This window comes from Pseudomonas sp. Sample_10, assembly GCF_004321495.1.
Taxonomy (GTDB): domain Bacteria; phylum Pseudomonadota; class Gammaproteobacteria; order Pseudomonadales; family Pseudomonadaceae; genus Aquipseudomonas.
In genome coordinates this window covers 1-13252 of sequence record NZ_RCOE01000043.1, presented here as the reverse complement: position 1 = coordinate 13252, position 13252 = coordinate 1, and the positions used below count along the sequence as shown (strand labels likewise).

General features: G+C 58.6%; 15 protein-coding genes and 1 pseudogene. 8 read left to right on the top strand and 8 right to left on the bottom strand.

Annotation, left to right across the window (positions count from 1 at the left end; genetic code table 11):
* Window positions 1-193: pseudogene (locus D8U18_RS03505) on the bottom strand (iron-sulfur cluster biosynthesis family protein); the annotation flags it as partial.
* A gap of 167 nt (window positions 194-360) precedes the next feature.
* Window positions 361-1395: an N-acetyl-gamma-glutamyl-phosphate reductase gene (argC, locus tag D8U18_RS03500; protein ID WP_056853510.1), complete on the bottom strand. Its 1035-nt coding sequence runs from the start codon at window positions 1393-1395 to the stop codon at window positions 361-363.
* A gap of 135 nt (window positions 1396-1530) precedes the next feature.
* On the opposite strand from argC, the gene hemJ reads away from it, so the two are divergent.
* The 6 genes from hemJ to coq7 all read left to right on the top strand — a co-directional run bounded on the left by hemJ (window position 1531) and on the right by coq7 (window position 6061).
* A complete protein-coding gene (gene hemJ / locus D8U18_RS03495; RefSeq protein ID WP_056853511.1) occupies window positions 1531-1962 on the top strand; it encodes a protoporphyrinogen oxidase HemJ in 432 nt (143 codons plus the stop codon).
* 31 nt (window positions 1963-1993) lie between these two features.
* Window positions 1994-2962 (top strand): nitronate monooxygenase family protein, encoded by a 969-nt coding sequence (locus tag D8U18_RS03490; RefSeq protein WP_131107030.1) that lies wholly within the window; start codon window positions 1994-1996, stop codon window positions 2960-2962.
* A gap of 77 nt (window positions 2963-3039) precedes the next feature.
* Window positions 3040-3996, top strand: coding sequence for a DUF805 domain-containing protein (locus tag D8U18_RS03485; protein WP_131107029.1), 957 nt, complete (start codon window positions 3040-3042; stop codon window positions 3994-3996).
* Window positions 3997-4057: 61 nt separating this feature from the next.
* Window positions 4058-4846, top strand: coding sequence for an SDR family oxidoreductase (locus D8U18_RS03480; RefSeq protein ID WP_131107028.1), 789 nt, complete (start codon window positions 4058-4060; stop codon window positions 4844-4846).
* A gap of 81 nt (window positions 4847-4927) precedes the next feature.
* Entirely contained in the window at window positions 4928-5266 is a 339-nt protein-coding gene (locus tag D8U18_RS03475; RefSeq protein ID WP_008027110.1) for a histidine triad nucleotide-binding protein, read from the top strand.
* 147 nt (window positions 5267-5413) lie between these two features.
* The gene (gene coq7, locus D8U18_RS03470; protein WP_056853582.1) at window positions 5414-6061 is read left to right on the top strand and encodes a 2-polyprenyl-3-methyl-6-methoxy-1,4-benzoquinone monooxygenase; all 648 of its coding nucleotides are present in this window, start codon (window positions 5414-5416) and stop codon (window positions 6059-6061) included.
* 91 nt (window positions 6062-6152) lie between these two features.
* On the opposite strand, the gene D8U18_RS03465 is transcribed toward coq7, so the two are convergent.
* Window positions 6153-6575, bottom strand: a complete 423-nt coding sequence (locus tag D8U18_RS03465; RefSeq protein ID WP_008061600.1) for an OsmC family protein — start codon at window positions 6573-6575, stop codon at window positions 6153-6155.
* A gap of 230 nt (window positions 6576-6805) precedes the next feature.
* Between D8U18_RS03465 and crp the strand changes: the two genes are divergently transcribed.
* A complete protein-coding gene (gene crp, locus D8U18_RS03460; protein ID WP_056853515.1) occupies window positions 6806-7450 on the top strand; it encodes a cAMP-activated global transcriptional regulator CRP in 645 nt (214 codons plus the stop codon).
* Here the strand turns inward: crp and D8U18_RS03455 are convergent.
* The 4 genes from D8U18_RS03455 to D8U18_RS03440 form a co-directional block, all read right to left on the bottom strand.
* On the bottom strand, window positions 7447-8148 hold the full coding sequence (locus tag D8U18_RS03455) for a lipoate--protein ligase family protein (RefSeq protein ID WP_130905960.1): 702 nt from the start codon (window positions 8146-8148) through the stop codon (window positions 7447-7449). The genes crp and D8U18_RS03455 overlap by 4 nt on opposite strands.
* 127 nt (window positions 8149-8275) lie before the next feature.
* Window positions 8276-9112 (bottom strand): indole-3-glycerol phosphate synthase TrpC, encoded by an 837-nt coding sequence (gene trpC, locus D8U18_RS03450; protein ID WP_056853517.1) that lies wholly within the window; start codon window positions 9110-9112, stop codon window positions 8276-8278.
* Window positions 9109-10158 carry an anthranilate phosphoribosyltransferase gene (gene trpD / locus D8U18_RS03445; protein WP_056853518.1) on the bottom strand — a complete coding sequence of 350 codons (1050 nt, stop codon included), beginning with the start codon at window positions 10156-10158 and terminating at the stop codon, window positions 9109-9111. Before trpD ends, trpC begins: the two co-directional genes overlap by 4 nt.
* A 9-nt stretch (window positions 10159-10167) precedes the next feature.
* Window positions 10168-10761 carry an aminodeoxychorismate/anthranilate synthase component II gene (locus tag D8U18_RS03440; RefSeq protein ID WP_131107027.1) on the bottom strand — a complete coding sequence of 198 codons (594 nt, stop codon included), beginning with the start codon at window positions 10759-10761 and terminating at the stop codon, window positions 10168-10170.
* Window positions 10762-11161: 400 nt separating this feature from the next.
* Here D8U18_RS03440 and estP point away from each other — a divergent pair, with 400 nt between their 5' ends.
* Window positions 11162-13069, top strand: coding sequence for an esterase EstP (gene estP / locus D8U18_RS03435; protein WP_131107026.1), 1908 nt, complete (start codon window positions 11162-11164; stop codon window positions 13067-13069).
* 82 nt (window positions 13070-13151) lie between these two features.
* Here the strand turns inward: estP and D8U18_RS28950 are convergent.
* A partial coding sequence (locus D8U18_RS28950) for a hypothetical protein (RefSeq protein ID WP_241664285.1) occupies window positions 13152-13252 on the bottom strand: 101 nt, incomplete at its 5' end.

Genomic DNA, 13252 nt, shown 5'->3' with positions numbered 1-13252 from the left:
CGACGATGGTGTCGTCATCGGCCACTTCTTCATCGAAGGTGAAGCCGTACTGAAAACCTGAACAACCGCCGCCCGTAACGAATACGCGCAGCTTCAAGCGATCATTGCCCTCTTCATCGACCAGGCTCTTCACCTTGTGCGCGGCACCATGGGTGAATTGCAAAGCCGTGGGGGTGAAGGATTCGACGCTCATGCTGACTATCTCCCGGCGCTAAGCCGTCATATTGCGTGATGACGCGCATTATCCGCTTCTCCTAGAAAAGCGGTCAACTATTGTTATGCTATATCAACCAACCCAACCGCCATCCGCAAATGCAAAAAGGCCCGTTCAACGGGCCTTTTTTTGTGTGCAAACCAGCTTTACGGCAGCATGCCTGCGTGGGACAGACCCAGACGTTCGTCCAGACCGAACAGGATGTTCATGTTCTGTACCGCTTGCCCCGAAGCACCTTTGACCAGGTTATCGATCACCGAGAGTACGACTACCAGATCACCGTCCTGCGGACGATGCACCGCAATACGGCATACGTTGGCACCGCGCACGCTGCGGGTTTCCGGATGACTTCCGGCCGGCATGACGTCGACGAACGGTTCGTTGGCATAGCGCTTTTCAAACAGCGCCTGCAGATCCACCGAGCGATCCACGACCGTCGCGTATAGCGTCGAGTGAATGCCACGGATCATCGGCGTAAGGTGCGGAACGAAAGTCAGGCCTACGTCCTTGCCCGCTGCACGACGCAGCCCCTGACGAATTTCCGGCAGGTGACGATGACCTTTGACGGCGTACGCCTTCATGCTTTCCGACGTTTCAGAGTACAGCGAGCCTACAGAGGCACCCCGGCCAGCGCCGCTCACGCCAGACTTGCAGTCAGCGATCAGGTGCGAAGCATCGGCCAGGCCGGCTTCGAGCAATGGCAGGAACCCCAATTGCGTCGCCGTCGGATAGCAGCCCGGGACAGCAATCAGGCGCGCCTTCTTGATTTGCTCACGATTGACTTCCGGCAGACCATAGACCGCCTCGTCCAGCAACTCTGGCGCGCCATGCGGCTGGCCATACCACTTGGCCCACTCATCGGCATCCTGCAGACGGAAATCCGCCGACAGGTCGATGACTTTGGTCCCGGCTGCCAGCAGTTCACCCGCCAAGGCATGGGCAACACCGTGGGGCGTGGCGAAGAACACAACATCGCAGGCGCCCAGCGTCTTGATGTCCGGAACGCTGAATGCCAAACCGTCGTAGTGGCCGCGCAGGTTCGGATACATGTCGGCCACGGCAAGGCCAGCCTCGGATCGGGAAGTGATGACAACGACTTCCGCTTGCGGATGTTGCGCCAACAGACGCAGCAGTTCGACACCGGTGTAACCCGTGCCGCCGACGATACCGACCTTGACCATAAACCTGCCCTCAACGAACCCACTGGAAAGCCGTCGATAATAGGGGCCGCGCGCGCCTGCGACAACCGGCAAGGTGACGTGCGGACGCTCAAGCCTCTACTATTCCGGCTACCGTGAATCCTGGGATAACTAAAAATGCTTTTTCTGTGGCTTAAAGCGCTTCATATCGTCAGCGTCGTTTGCTGGTTCGCCGGCCTGTTCTACCTGCCGCGCTTGTTCGTTTATCACGCTCAAAGCGAAGACACCGTCAGTAAGGAGCGTTTCAGCATCATGGAGCGCAAGCTGTACCGGGGCATCATGGGGCCGGCGATGATTGCGACCCTGATCTTCGGCGGCTGGCTGATCAGCCTGAACCCCGGCGCTTATTTCAGCCAAGGCGGATGGATGCACGCCAAATTGACCCTGGTGGTATTGCTGATCGGTTACCACCACATGTGCGGTGCGCAGGTAAAGCGTTTTGCCCGTGGCGAAAACACCCGCAGCCATGTCTTTTTTCGCTGGTTCAATGAAGTGCCGGTTCTGATATTGCTGGCAATCGTAATTCTGGTCGTCGTTCGGCCGTTCTAATTCCATCAGATAACTTACCGGGGTACTTCCAATGTCGCTGCCCGCTCTGCTCGAACAACGTCTGCGTTTGCCCGTGGTGGCAGCGCCGATGTTCCTGATATCCAACCCGCAACTGGTGCTCGCCTGCTGCCGTAATGGCGTGGTTGGCAGTTTCCCTGCGTTGAACCAGCGCGAGAGCAGCGGCTTCAAAGCCTGGCTGGAGGAGATCGAAGCAGGACTGGCAACAATGGAAGAACCTGCGCCATACGCGGTGAACCTGATCGTCCACAACAGCAACCCTCGGCTCCAGGCTGACCTCGATATCTGCATCGAACACAAAGTGCCGATCGTGATCACCAGCCTCGGCGCGGTGAAAGAACTGGTCGACGCGGTCCACAGCTACGGTGGCCTGGTGTTCCATGACGTAACGACCCGCCGCCATGCAGAAAAGGCCGCCGAGGCCGGTGTGGATGGCCTGATCGCCGTCGCCGCAGGCGCTGGCGGGCATGCCGGGACCTGGAGCCCGTTCTCGCTGATCGCCGAGATCCGGCAGTTCTTCGACAAGACCTTGCTCTTGGCTGGCTGCCTTAACCACGGCCACGAAATTCTGGCGGCGCAATTGCTCGGTGCAGATCTTGCCTACTTCGGCACGCGATTTATCGGCACAACCGAGAGTCATGCACCCGACGCTTATAAAGAGATGCTGCTGACGTCCAAAGCGGCGGACATCGTCCATACTCCAGCGGTGTCAGGTGTACCGGCGAGCTTCATGCGCCAAAGCCTCGAAGCTGCCGGCTTCGACATGGCGGCGCTGCAAAATAAAGGCGAGGTCAATTTCGGCTCTAAACTCAAGCCGCTGAACGATGAAGCCAAAGCCTGGAAAACCGTGTGGTCCGCAGGCCAGGGCGTAGGCGAAATCGATGACCTGCCGAGTGTTGACCAATTGGTCGCGCGCCTCGACGCCGAGTATCGCAAGGCGCTGGAGCACGCCGCTCAATTACCCAAGCGCTGGCCACGCTGAAACAAAAACAGGCCAGTCCAACATGGCTGGACTTACACTCGCTGTACTAAAACTCTCGCGACAAGGATGCCTCGGCAATGAGCGAAGACCGTTTCAAGATCGTGTTCGACGGCGCTCTGCTACCAGGTGTCGATATTGGCACCGCCAAACTCAATCTCGCGGCGCTGTTCAAGAGCGACGTCACCGCCATCGAACGCTTGTTCAGTGGCCGGCCTGTAGCCCTCAAGCGCGATCTGTCGCACGCCGATGCACAGACCTACCTCCAGGCTCTGAAGAACACCGGCATCGATGCGCGTATCGAATCCGAACCTTCGTTCCAATTGCATCTGTCCGACGTTCACGATCATGTGCCCGCTGACGCAATAGCAGAGCCGCAGTCTCCTTATGCACCTCCTCGAGCCATTGTCGGTGAAGGTGTTACAGGGTTCGCCACACTCAAACCATTTGGCGTTGAAGGGCGTATCGGGCGCCTGCGTTTTCTCGCCTGGTCGATGGTGCTTGGACTTGTGACAATGGCCGTTGTCGGTGTATTCGCCCTGATTGGCCTCGCGCTTGTCAGCAGCGACTCGACTGCCGGCCTGATCATCGCTGGCATTATGGCCTTCTCCCTCTGTCTGGCGTTCCTCATCGCCAGCATCATGATCAGCGTCCAGCGCTTGCACGATATTGGCTGGTCAGGCTGGCTGTGGTTGCTCAATCTTGTGCCGTTCGTGGGCAGTTTCTTTCCGCTGTTGCTGCTGGCGATGCCGGGTAACCAGACTGCCAACCGGTACGGCGCTCCGCCGCCACCCAACAGCACTGCCGTCAAAGTGTTATCCGCGTTATGGCTGGTGGTGATCGCGCTGTTTATCGTCGCAGCCCTGGCGGGCGGCCTTTCAGCCATAAAGGATGAGTACGAAAACACGCTCGAAAGCAGCTACCAAAGTGGCTCGGTCACCACCGACGAAATTGAAGTCGAAGTCGAACCTGACGCAAATTCGGCCGCCGATGCAGCCGAAGAAGCCCAGCCCCCTGTAGACTCTGCCAAAGAATGAACAGCGCTCCCCACCCGTGACACCCGCGTCGCGGCGCGGAGCTGTTGCGATGGAGAACTGCATGACCCGTTACGCTCTGATCACTGGCGCTTCCAGCGGCATCGGCCTGGCGATGGCCGAAGCGCTGGCCCGCCGCGGACGCAGCCTGCTTCTGGTGGCCCGACAGCGTGATCAGCTGGAAAGTATTGCAACTGAATTGACGCAACGCTTTGGCGTGGAAGTGCTGTTCCGCGCCTGCGACCTGGGGGAACCGCTGCGGTTGTCCGGGTTCCTGCTGGAGTTGGAGGAAGGTGACCGTCAGATCGATCTGCTGGTCAATTGCGCCGGTATCGGCACCTGCGGTCCCTTTCTGGCCCAGGACTGGATGACCGAGCAAGACCTGATCGAAGTCAACATCCTGGCCCTCACGCGTTTATGCCACGCCATCGGTAACAGTATGGCGCTACAAGGCGGCGGGCAGATCCTGAATGTCGCTTCGGTCGCAGCGTTCCATCCTGGTCCGTGGATGAGCACTTATTACGCGAGCAAGGCCTACGTGCTGCACTTCTCCGAAGGGCTGCGCGTCGAGCTGAAAAAATGTGCGGTCAAGGTCTCGGTGCTCTGCCCTGGTCCGACGCGCACCGGATTTTTCCGTACCGCGCAGTTGAACACAGACAAACTGGCCGACAGCAAACTGCTGATGAGCCCGCAAGAAGTGGCGCTCTACACCGTACGGGCTCTTGAGAAAAACCGCGCAATCATTATTCCGGGACGGCGCAATCGCTGGCTCGCCGCCCTGCCCCGGTTCGGCTCGCGCTGGCTGATCCGGACAATCACCGGCATGGTCAACAAGGCTTATTGCCCGCGCTAAATGGTCTGGCAGGTAAAAAGCTGGGCTCGGGCAAATCCCATGAGTACACTCAGGCCAGCCCAAACAACGGAGAAAACAGCTGTGGATACTCTGTTCACCAAGATCATCAACCGGGAAATTCCGGCGAAGATCATCTACGAGGACGACCAGGTTCTGGCCTTCCACGACATCGCCCCACAGGCACCGGTACATTTTCTGGTGATTCCGAAGAAGCCGGTGCGCACCCTGAATGACCTGACCGAAGACGACAAGGCATTGGCCGGACACATTCTGTTTACCGCCCAGCGCCTGGCTTTGGAGCTTGGTTGTGAGAAGGGCTTTCGCGTTGTCATGAACTGCAATGAAGAAGGTGGACAAACTGTCTATCACATTCATATGCATGTGCTGGGTCAGCGCCAGATGCACTGGCCGCCGGGCTGATGACAACACACCCGATGGGAATGGCCAAGTGGCGCTCCCATCGGGGCATCACAACATTGTCATGGCAACTGCAGCACAATGACCCAGCGCAAACCTTCCCCGGCCGATTGGGTTAAACTGGCCGCCGAGATTCCTCCGGAGGTCAGCATGACTACCCAACGTCACTACTCGCCGATTGACCGCCTTCTGCTGCAAGCCGATGCCGCGATGCGTACTTTGCTGCCTTTCAGTGGCCAGCCATACCGCCCGTCACCCGCCATCGTGCAGCCGGACGTGAAAATGAGCGATGAAGAGACCCGGCACGTCGCCGGCCTGATGCGCATCAACCATACCGGCGAAGTCTGCGCCCAGGCGCTGTACCAGGGCCAAGCCCTGACCGCCAAGCTGCCGCAAGTGCGCGCCGCCATGGAGCATGCCGCCGAAGAAGAAGTCGACCATCTGGCCTGGTGCGAACAACGCATCCATCAGTTGGGCAGCCACACCAGCATTCTCAATCCGCTGTTCTATGGCATGTCGTTCGGAATCGGCGCTGTTGCCGGGCTGATCAGTGACAAAGTCAGCCTGGGTTTCGTTGCAGCGACCGAAGATCAGGTGTGCAAACACTTGAACGAACACCTTGAGCAACTGCCGGCCGAGGATGAAAAGTCCCGGGCGATCCTGGAGCAAATGCGCATCGACGAAGAACAGCACGCCGAAAGTGCGCTAGACGCAGGCGGCTTTCGGTTTCCGGCGCCGGTGAAGTTCGGGATGAGCTTGCTGGCCAAGGTGATGACCAAGAGTACTTATCGGATCTGACCTGAGGTAGCGAGCTGGCTCGCTTCTACAAGGGACAAAAAAGGCGACTACCGTGTGGTATTCGCCTTTTTTGTGCTCGAAAACTGTTGAATCAACCGAGCTCGATGATCTCGTAGTCGTGGGTAATTTCGACACCCGCCGCGCCAAGCATGATCGATGCCGAGCAGTATTTTTCGGCGGACAGTTCGATGGCACGCTTGACCTGGGCCTCTTTCAAGCCACGGCCCTTGACCACAAAGTGCATGTGGATTTTGGTGAAGACTTTCGGGTCCTCGGTCGCGCGCTCGGCTTCGAGGAAGGCTTCACAGCTCTCGACAGCCTGGCGGGATTTCTTGAGGATGCTGACCACATCGAAGTTGCTGCAACCGCCAACACCCAGCAGGAGCATTTCCATCGGCCGGACACCCAAATTGCGGCCGCCAGCGTCGGGCGGACCATCCATGACCACGACATGACCGCTACCGGATTCGCCGAGGAACATGGCTTCGCCAGCCCATTGGATGCGTGCCTTCATCGCCAAGACTCCACTGTATAAAAAAGGGTCGCCAGCTTAGCACAGGCCCCGCGGTAGACGGCGGCCTCGTCGTGGGACGCAACCTACGGCCCTGTAGGTAATTTCTCGAATAATGTCGGAAGTGTCTGTTAAGCTGACGCCAATTCGCTGACGCACAACCAGCCTTTGCCGCGGCTTGCGCAATTCATAAAAAAATCAAACATACCGTGCAGTTTTTTCGGGATACAACCATGGTTGCTATTGCCCCCACACTCAAGATCAAGAACCTCGATAAGCTGCTGATGCATTGTCAGCGCCGCCGCTATCAGGCCAAGAGCAACATCATCTGCGCCGGAGATCGTTCGGAGACGTTGTTTTTCATCATCAAGGGATCGGTCACCATCCTCATTGAGGATGACGACGGTCGGGAAATGATCATCGCGTATCTCAATACCGGGGATTTCTTCGGCGAGCTGGGCTTGTTCGAGCAGGCGGGTCTGGAACAAGAGCGAAGCGCTTGGGTAAGGGCCAAGGTTGAATGCGAAGTCGCGGAAATCAGCTACGCGAAATTCCGCGAACTGTCGCAGCAGGATCCGGACATCCTTTACGTGCTTAGCGGACAAATCGCACAACGCCTGCGCAATACCACGCGCAAAGTGGGTGACCTGGCGTTTTTCGACGTGACTGGCCGCGTCGCGCGTTGCCTGCTTGAGTTATGCAAACAACCAGACGCCATGACCCACCCCGACGGCATGCAGATCAAGGTAACGCGTCAGGAAATCGGGCGGATTGTCGGGTGTTCCCGGGAGATGGTAGGTCGCGTGCTCAAGGATCTTGAGGAACGCAACCTGGTGGACGTTAAAGGCAAGACCATGGTGGTCTTTGGCACACGCTAGGCGCTGAACATCTGCTTGAGCATCAGCCGGTAGAGCTCGTCCAGACGGGCCAGTGCATCCGGCGCCGTGAATTTCTCGTGCAGGGCGATGTGGCTTTCGGCTCGCACTCGCTGGTCCAGGCCACAAGCCTCGTTGAAACGATTGACCGCCGCGACCATCGACTCTCGTTCGTTATCAATCAACATCGCCCCGTGCACCAGGCCCACCGGACGCTGACCGCCCTGACTCTGGCGCCAGCGCTGGGCGGTGCCGACCATCTTGCGTCCGTCCAGGTTGACGTTGAAGCGACCGTCGCAAAACGCACCTTCGATTTCACCGAGGGACGAGGTGCCGCCCAACTCATCCAGCAACTGACAGATCGGGTCGCAAAGGCGCCGGTAGCCAGATTCGATGCGATTCAAATCGCCTTCGCTGCGTGGCGGTGCGTAAACCAGGGCGATGTTGATTGTTGTGGCTGACTGGGGAACGGGTTCGCCTCCGGTATCGCGCAACAATACCGGCCAGCCCGCTGCTGCCGAGACCTCACAGGCAGCATCGAAGGCCGGAAGACGATTCAAACGGCGTGGCATCACCAAAGCCTGATCGCTGGGTTGCCAGAACAACAGACCGAACTCTGCATCACCGGCACAGACTGATGCCAGCAAGTCTTGTTCGGCTTGCAGGCCGGCTTCGATGGTCAGGGAGACAGGTGAGGTCATAAGGTTTTCCGTAGGACAGGGAGTCTGAGGTGTTTCTTATGCCGCTATCGCGAGCAGGCTCAGTCCTACAGGGGATTGGTTCAGACCAAAATTCCAATGTGGGTGCAAGCTTGCTCGCGATGCTTATTCAGTCAAGTGTTGAACCGCTGACAGGAAGGCCGCGCTCCGGAAAGAACAGGCGCTGCAATTCAGTGCCAGGGCTTTCGGCGCGCATGAACGCCTCGCCGACCAGGAACGCATACACATCGCTGATTTCCATCAACTCGACATCGGCCCGATTGAGGATGCCGCTCTCGGTGACCACCAGACGATCCCGAGGAATGCGCGGCAGCAGGTCGAGGGTGGTTTCCAGGTTGACGTCGAAGGTGTGCAGGTTGCGGTTGTTCACACCAATCAACGGTGTGTCGAGGGTTTTCAAGGCCCGCTCCAGCTCATCGCCGTCATGCACTTCCACCAGCACATCAAGGTTGACGCTTTTGGCGACGGCGGCCAGTTCGGCCATTTTCACGTCGTCCAGCGCGGAGACGATCAACAGCACGCAGTCTGCACCCAGCGCACGGGCTTCCACGATCTGGTACGGATCGATCATGAAATCCTTGCGGATGACCGGCAACTTGCAGGCAGCACGAGCCTGCTGCAGGTACACATCGGCTCCCTGGAAGTAATCGATGTCGGTGAGTACCGACAGGCAGGTGGCCCCGCCCTTTTCGTAGCTTTTAGCGATGTCGGCAGGAACGAAGTTCTCGCGGATCACGCCTTTGCTCGGCGAAGCCTTCTTGATTTCGGCAATGACCGCCGGCTCTTTTTGCTTCGCCTGTTCGATCAATGCCTTGGCAAAACCACGGGGTGCATCGGCCGCCTTGGCCAGGTTTTCCAGCTCTGCGAGACTTACGCGAGCACTGCGCTCGGCAACTTCCTCGACCTTGCGCGCCAGAATCTTTTCCAGAACCGTCGGTACACTCATCCCTCATTCTCCACTTTGAATACCGCGGTAAACGCACCCAGTTCCTCGAGCTTTTCCCGAGCGAGACCGGTATGCAGCGCATCGTGCGCCAGGGCAACGCCCTCTTTCAGGCTGCTGGCATGGTCGGCCGCGTACAACGCAGCGCCGGCATTGAGCATGATCATCTCCGCCGCCTTCTGACCGTTTTCGGTCTTGCGCTTGCCCAGGGCATCGCGAATCAGCTCGAGGGACGCCGCCGGGCTTTCCACCGCCAGGCCATGCAGGCTTTGGCTCTTCATGCCCAGGTCTTCCGGCTCGACCCAATACTCGGTGATTTTGTCGTCCTTGAGCTCCGCCACGAAGGTCGGTGCCGCCAGGCTGAACTCATCCAGGCCATCTTTGGAATGCACCACCAGCACATGCTTGCTGCCCAAACGCTGTAGCACTTCGGCCAATGGCCGGCACAATGCCTGGGTGAACACGCCCACTACCTGATGCTTCACACCGGCCGGATTCGTAAGCGGGCCGAGCATGTTGAACAGCGTGCGCAGGCCCAGCTCCTTGCGCGGACCGGCGGCGTGTTTCATGGCGCTGTGATGGGTCTGGGCAAACATGAAGCCGATACCGACGTTGTCGATGCAGCGCGCCACCTGGACCGGCGTCAGGTTCAGGTAAATACCGGCCGCCTCCAGCAAATCGGCACTGCCGCTCTTGCCCGAGACCGCACGGTTACCATGCTTGGCCACGGTGCAACCGGCTGCCGACACCACGAAAGCGGAAGCGGTCGAGACGTTGAAAATGTTGGCGCCATCACCGCCGGTGCCGACCACATCGACCACGCCGTCGAGGGTCTTGAGTTCGACCTTGTCTGCCAATTCGCGCATGACCGACACGGCGCCGACGATTTCGTCGATGCTTTCGCTTTTCATGCGCATGGCCATCATGAATGCGCCGATCTGCGCGTCCGTGCATTGGCCGGTCATGATTTCGCGCATGACATCGCGCATCTCATCGGTGCTGAGGTCGAGTTGTTCGACGATACGGCTCAGGGCTGTCTTGATATTCATGAAAAGTCCTTAGCGCGTGCCGCCGGTTTGTTTGAGGAAGTTGGCGAACAATTCGTGGCCCTGCTCGGTGAGGATCGATTCAGGATGGAACTGCACGCCTTCGATGTTCAGAGTCTTGTGACGCAGGCCCATGATCTCGTCGACCGAGCCGTCTTCGAGCTGAGTCCATGCGGTCAGTTCGAGACAATCAGGCAAGGTTTCGCGTTTGACGATCAACGAATGATAGCGCGTGACCGTCAGCGGTATGTTCAGGCCGGCGAAGACGCCCTTGTCTTCGTGGAACACCGGGCTGGTCTTGCCGTGCATGACCTGGCGGGCGCGGACCACATCACCGCCGAATGCCTGGCCGATGGATTGATGGCCCAGGCACACACCCAGAATCGGCAACTTGCCGGCGAAGTGTTTGATGACGTCAATCGAGACGCCAGCTTCGGTCGGCGTGCAAGGACCGGGAGAAACAACGATGCGCTCGGGGTTGAGGGCTTCGATTTCGGCAACAGTAAGCTCATCGTTGCGCACGACTTTGACCTGGGAGCCCAGCTCACCAAGGTATTGCACAACGTTGTAGGTAAAAGAGTCGTAGTTATCGATCATCAGCAACATGGCGTTAAGAACCTCTTGAATTCACTGACTTGAACAGCCTTCGAAGGATTACCCGCAGCGCCCTGCACTTTGTCGTTCGCTGCAATCGCGCGGCAAGGCGGTATGTCACGGGTTAAGAAGGCAAAGCGGTAAAGATCCGGCCGGGCCGGCAGAAGGATTCAGGCGCGCCAACGCCAACGGGCGTGTGCCTTGATGACTTGATCCAGGAGTTTGCTGACGATCAACACGGGGAAGGTCTCATTTATACGTCCGGGCACAGTAACTTAGCCGAGCGGAGCGTGCAATATGGCGCGAACGAAGCTCAGGTAACAAACGGCGGGTTCGCGCCGAATGGCATCTGCTTCTATAGTTTTTGGCACGATCGTTTCATCCACTAAAACAATAAAAAACGGACTTGCCCATGCCAGGAAAAACACTGTTCGTACCACTCGCCGGTTGCATGCTTGCAATGGCTTGCGCCCAGGCGATGGCCGCGCCTAATCCTTACTCGAACTTCATCGTGTTTGGCGACAGCCTCAACGATGCAGGACAGTTCACCGATACCGGAGGCCCTCCCGGTTCGACGCTTCGCTTCACTAACCGAACCGGGCCGACTTACCAGGACGGTAGTGGCGAAGTGTATTCCGCCAACTCGACGCAGTTGCTGGGTGCAAGGCTCGGGTTTTCCGCGGACGATACTGCCGCGTCGACCTCTGCGGCGCGCGCCAGCCAAGGGTTGCCCGATGGCAATAACTGGGCCGTGGGCGGCTACCGCACCGACCAGATCCTCAGTTCAATCACTACCGTCTCCGCCACTGGCGAGCGCACCCGAGCGGGCTATCTACCGACCAACAACTTGCGCGCCGATCCGAACGCCCTGTATTACCTCTCCGGCGGCGGCAACGATTTTCTCCAGGGACGGGTGCAAAGTGGCGCTCAGGCCAATGCCGCTGCGGACCGCCTGGCCAACAGCGCTCAGGTCCTGCAAACCGCCGGTGCCCGTTACATCATGGTCTGGCTGCTGCCTGACCTGGGTCTGACCCCGGCTATCAACGGCACCCCGCTGCAGACGCCCTCCTCGCAACTGAGTGCGGCCTTCAACCGGCAACTGGTCAATCGGCTGGCGGGCATCGATGCGCAAATCATCCCGTTGAATATTCCATTGCTGTTGCAGGAAACCTTCGCCGACCCCGCGCGTTTCGGCCTCGCCACCGGCCAGAACTTGACTGCCACGTGCTTCAGCGGCGATGGCTGCACTGAAAACGCTGCCTTTGGTATCAACAGCGCCACGCCGGACCCGAGCAAGCTGATCTACAACGATGGCGTTCACCCGACTGAAACGGGGCAAAGGTTGATTTCCGACTACGCCTATTCCTTGCTCGCCGCGCCTTGGGAACTGACGCTGCTGCCAGAAATGGCCCACGCGACCTTACGCGCCCACCAGGACGAACTACGCAGCCAATGGCAATCGGACTGGGAAAATTGGCAGGCGGTCGGGCAATGGCGTGCGATCGTCGCCGGCGGCGGTCAGCACCTTGATGTCGATAGTCAAAACAGCGGCGCCAGCGCGGATGGCAGTGGCTATAACTTGAATATTGGCGGCAGTTATCGTCTTGACGACGCCTGGCGCGTGGGTGTGGCGGCAGGGTTCTATCGACAGAATCTGGAGGCCGGCGATAACGATTCAGACTACAAACTCAACAGTTACCTGGCGACCGTGTTTGCCCAATTCCAACAGAACCGCTGGTGGGCCGATGCCGCGTTGACCGGTGGCAAGCTCGATTACGACAACCTCAAACGCAAATTCGATCTGGGTGCCAGCGAAGGCTCGGAAAAAGGCGATACCGATGGCTATCTCTGGGCTTTCGGTGCACGGGTTGGCTATGACATTGCGCAGCCGGGCAGCGACTGGCACCTGTCGCCGTTCATCAGCGCCGACTACGCGAAGGTTGAAGTCGACGGTTATTCGGAAAATGACAACCGCTCCACGGCTTTGACCTTTGACGACCAGAAACGCGATTCAAAACGTCTCGGCGCCGGGCTGCAGGGCAAATACCAGATCACCCCTCAAACCCTGGTGTTCGGTGAATATGCCTATGAGCGCGAGTATGAAGATGATGTGCAGAAGGTGAATATCGCGCTCAATAGCCTGCCAACCCTCGACTTCACGCTTGATGGTTATACGCCGCAAAGCCACCTGAACCGCGTGAGTCTGGGCGTGAGCCACAAGTTGACGGCTGACCTGGCGTTGCGCGGTGGCTACACGTTCCGCAAGGATGATGACTTTACCCAGCAAGGGCTTACCGTCGGGGTTGCGCTGGACTTCTGATCCGGCAAACAGCAGGCACAAAAAACGCGGCACCCTCTCGGGTGACGCGTTTTTCTAATGCCGGTGAGTTCCTTGTGAAAACTCAGCTTGCCGGGGTTTGCTCGGCCAGGGCCACGGCACGGAACATCGCGCGGCGCTTGTTCAGGGTTTCTTCCCATTCCAGCGCCGGCACCGAGTCGGCGA

Coding starts and splice junctions, on each gene's coding strand:
- coq7 (WP_056853582.1), top strand. CDS start 5,414: ATGACTACCCAACGTCACTACTCGCCGATTGACCGCCTTCTGCTGCAA.
- trpD (WP_056853518.1), bottom strand. CDS start 10,158: ATGAATATCAAGACAGCCCTGAGCCGTATCGTCGAACAACTCGACCTC.
- D8U18_RS03490 (WP_131107030.1), top strand. CDS start 1,994: ATGTCGCTGCCCGCTCTGCTCGAACAACGTCTGCGTTTGCCCGTGGTG.
- estP (WP_131107026.1), top strand. CDS start 11,162: ATGCCAGGAAAAACACTGTTCGTACCACTCGCCGGTTGCATGCTTGCA.
- trpC (WP_056853517.1), bottom strand. CDS start 9,112: ATGAGTGTACCGACGGTTCTGGAAAAGATTCTGGCGCGCAAGGTCGAG.
- hemJ (WP_056853511.1), top strand. CDS start 1,531: ATGCTTTTTCTGTGGCTTAAAGCGCTTCATATCGTCAGCGTCGTTTGC.
- crp (WP_056853515.1), top strand. CDS start 6,806: ATGGTTGCTATTGCCCCCACACTCAAGATCAAGAACCTCGATAAGCTG.
- D8U18_RS03455 (WP_130905960.1), bottom strand. CDS start 8,148: ATGACCTCACCTGTCTCCCTGACCATCGAAGCCGGCCTGCAAGCCGAA.
- D8U18_RS03485 (WP_131107029.1), top strand. CDS start 3,040: ATGAGCGAAGACCGTTTCAAGATCGTGTTCGACGGCGCTCTGCTACCA.
- D8U18_RS03465 (WP_008061600.1), bottom strand. CDS start 6,575: ATGAAGGCACGCATCCAATGGGCTGGCGAAGCCATGTTCCTCGGCGAA.
- D8U18_RS03480 (WP_131107028.1), top strand. CDS start 4,058: ATGACCCGTTACGCTCTGATCACTGGCGCTTCCAGCGGCATCGGCCTG.
- argC (WP_056853510.1), bottom strand. CDS start 1,395: ATGGTCAAGGTCGGTATCGTCGGCGGCACGGGTTACACCGGTGTCGAA.
- D8U18_RS03440 (WP_131107027.1), bottom strand. CDS start 10,761: ATGTTGCTGATGATCGATAACTACGACTCTTTTACCTACAACGTTGTG.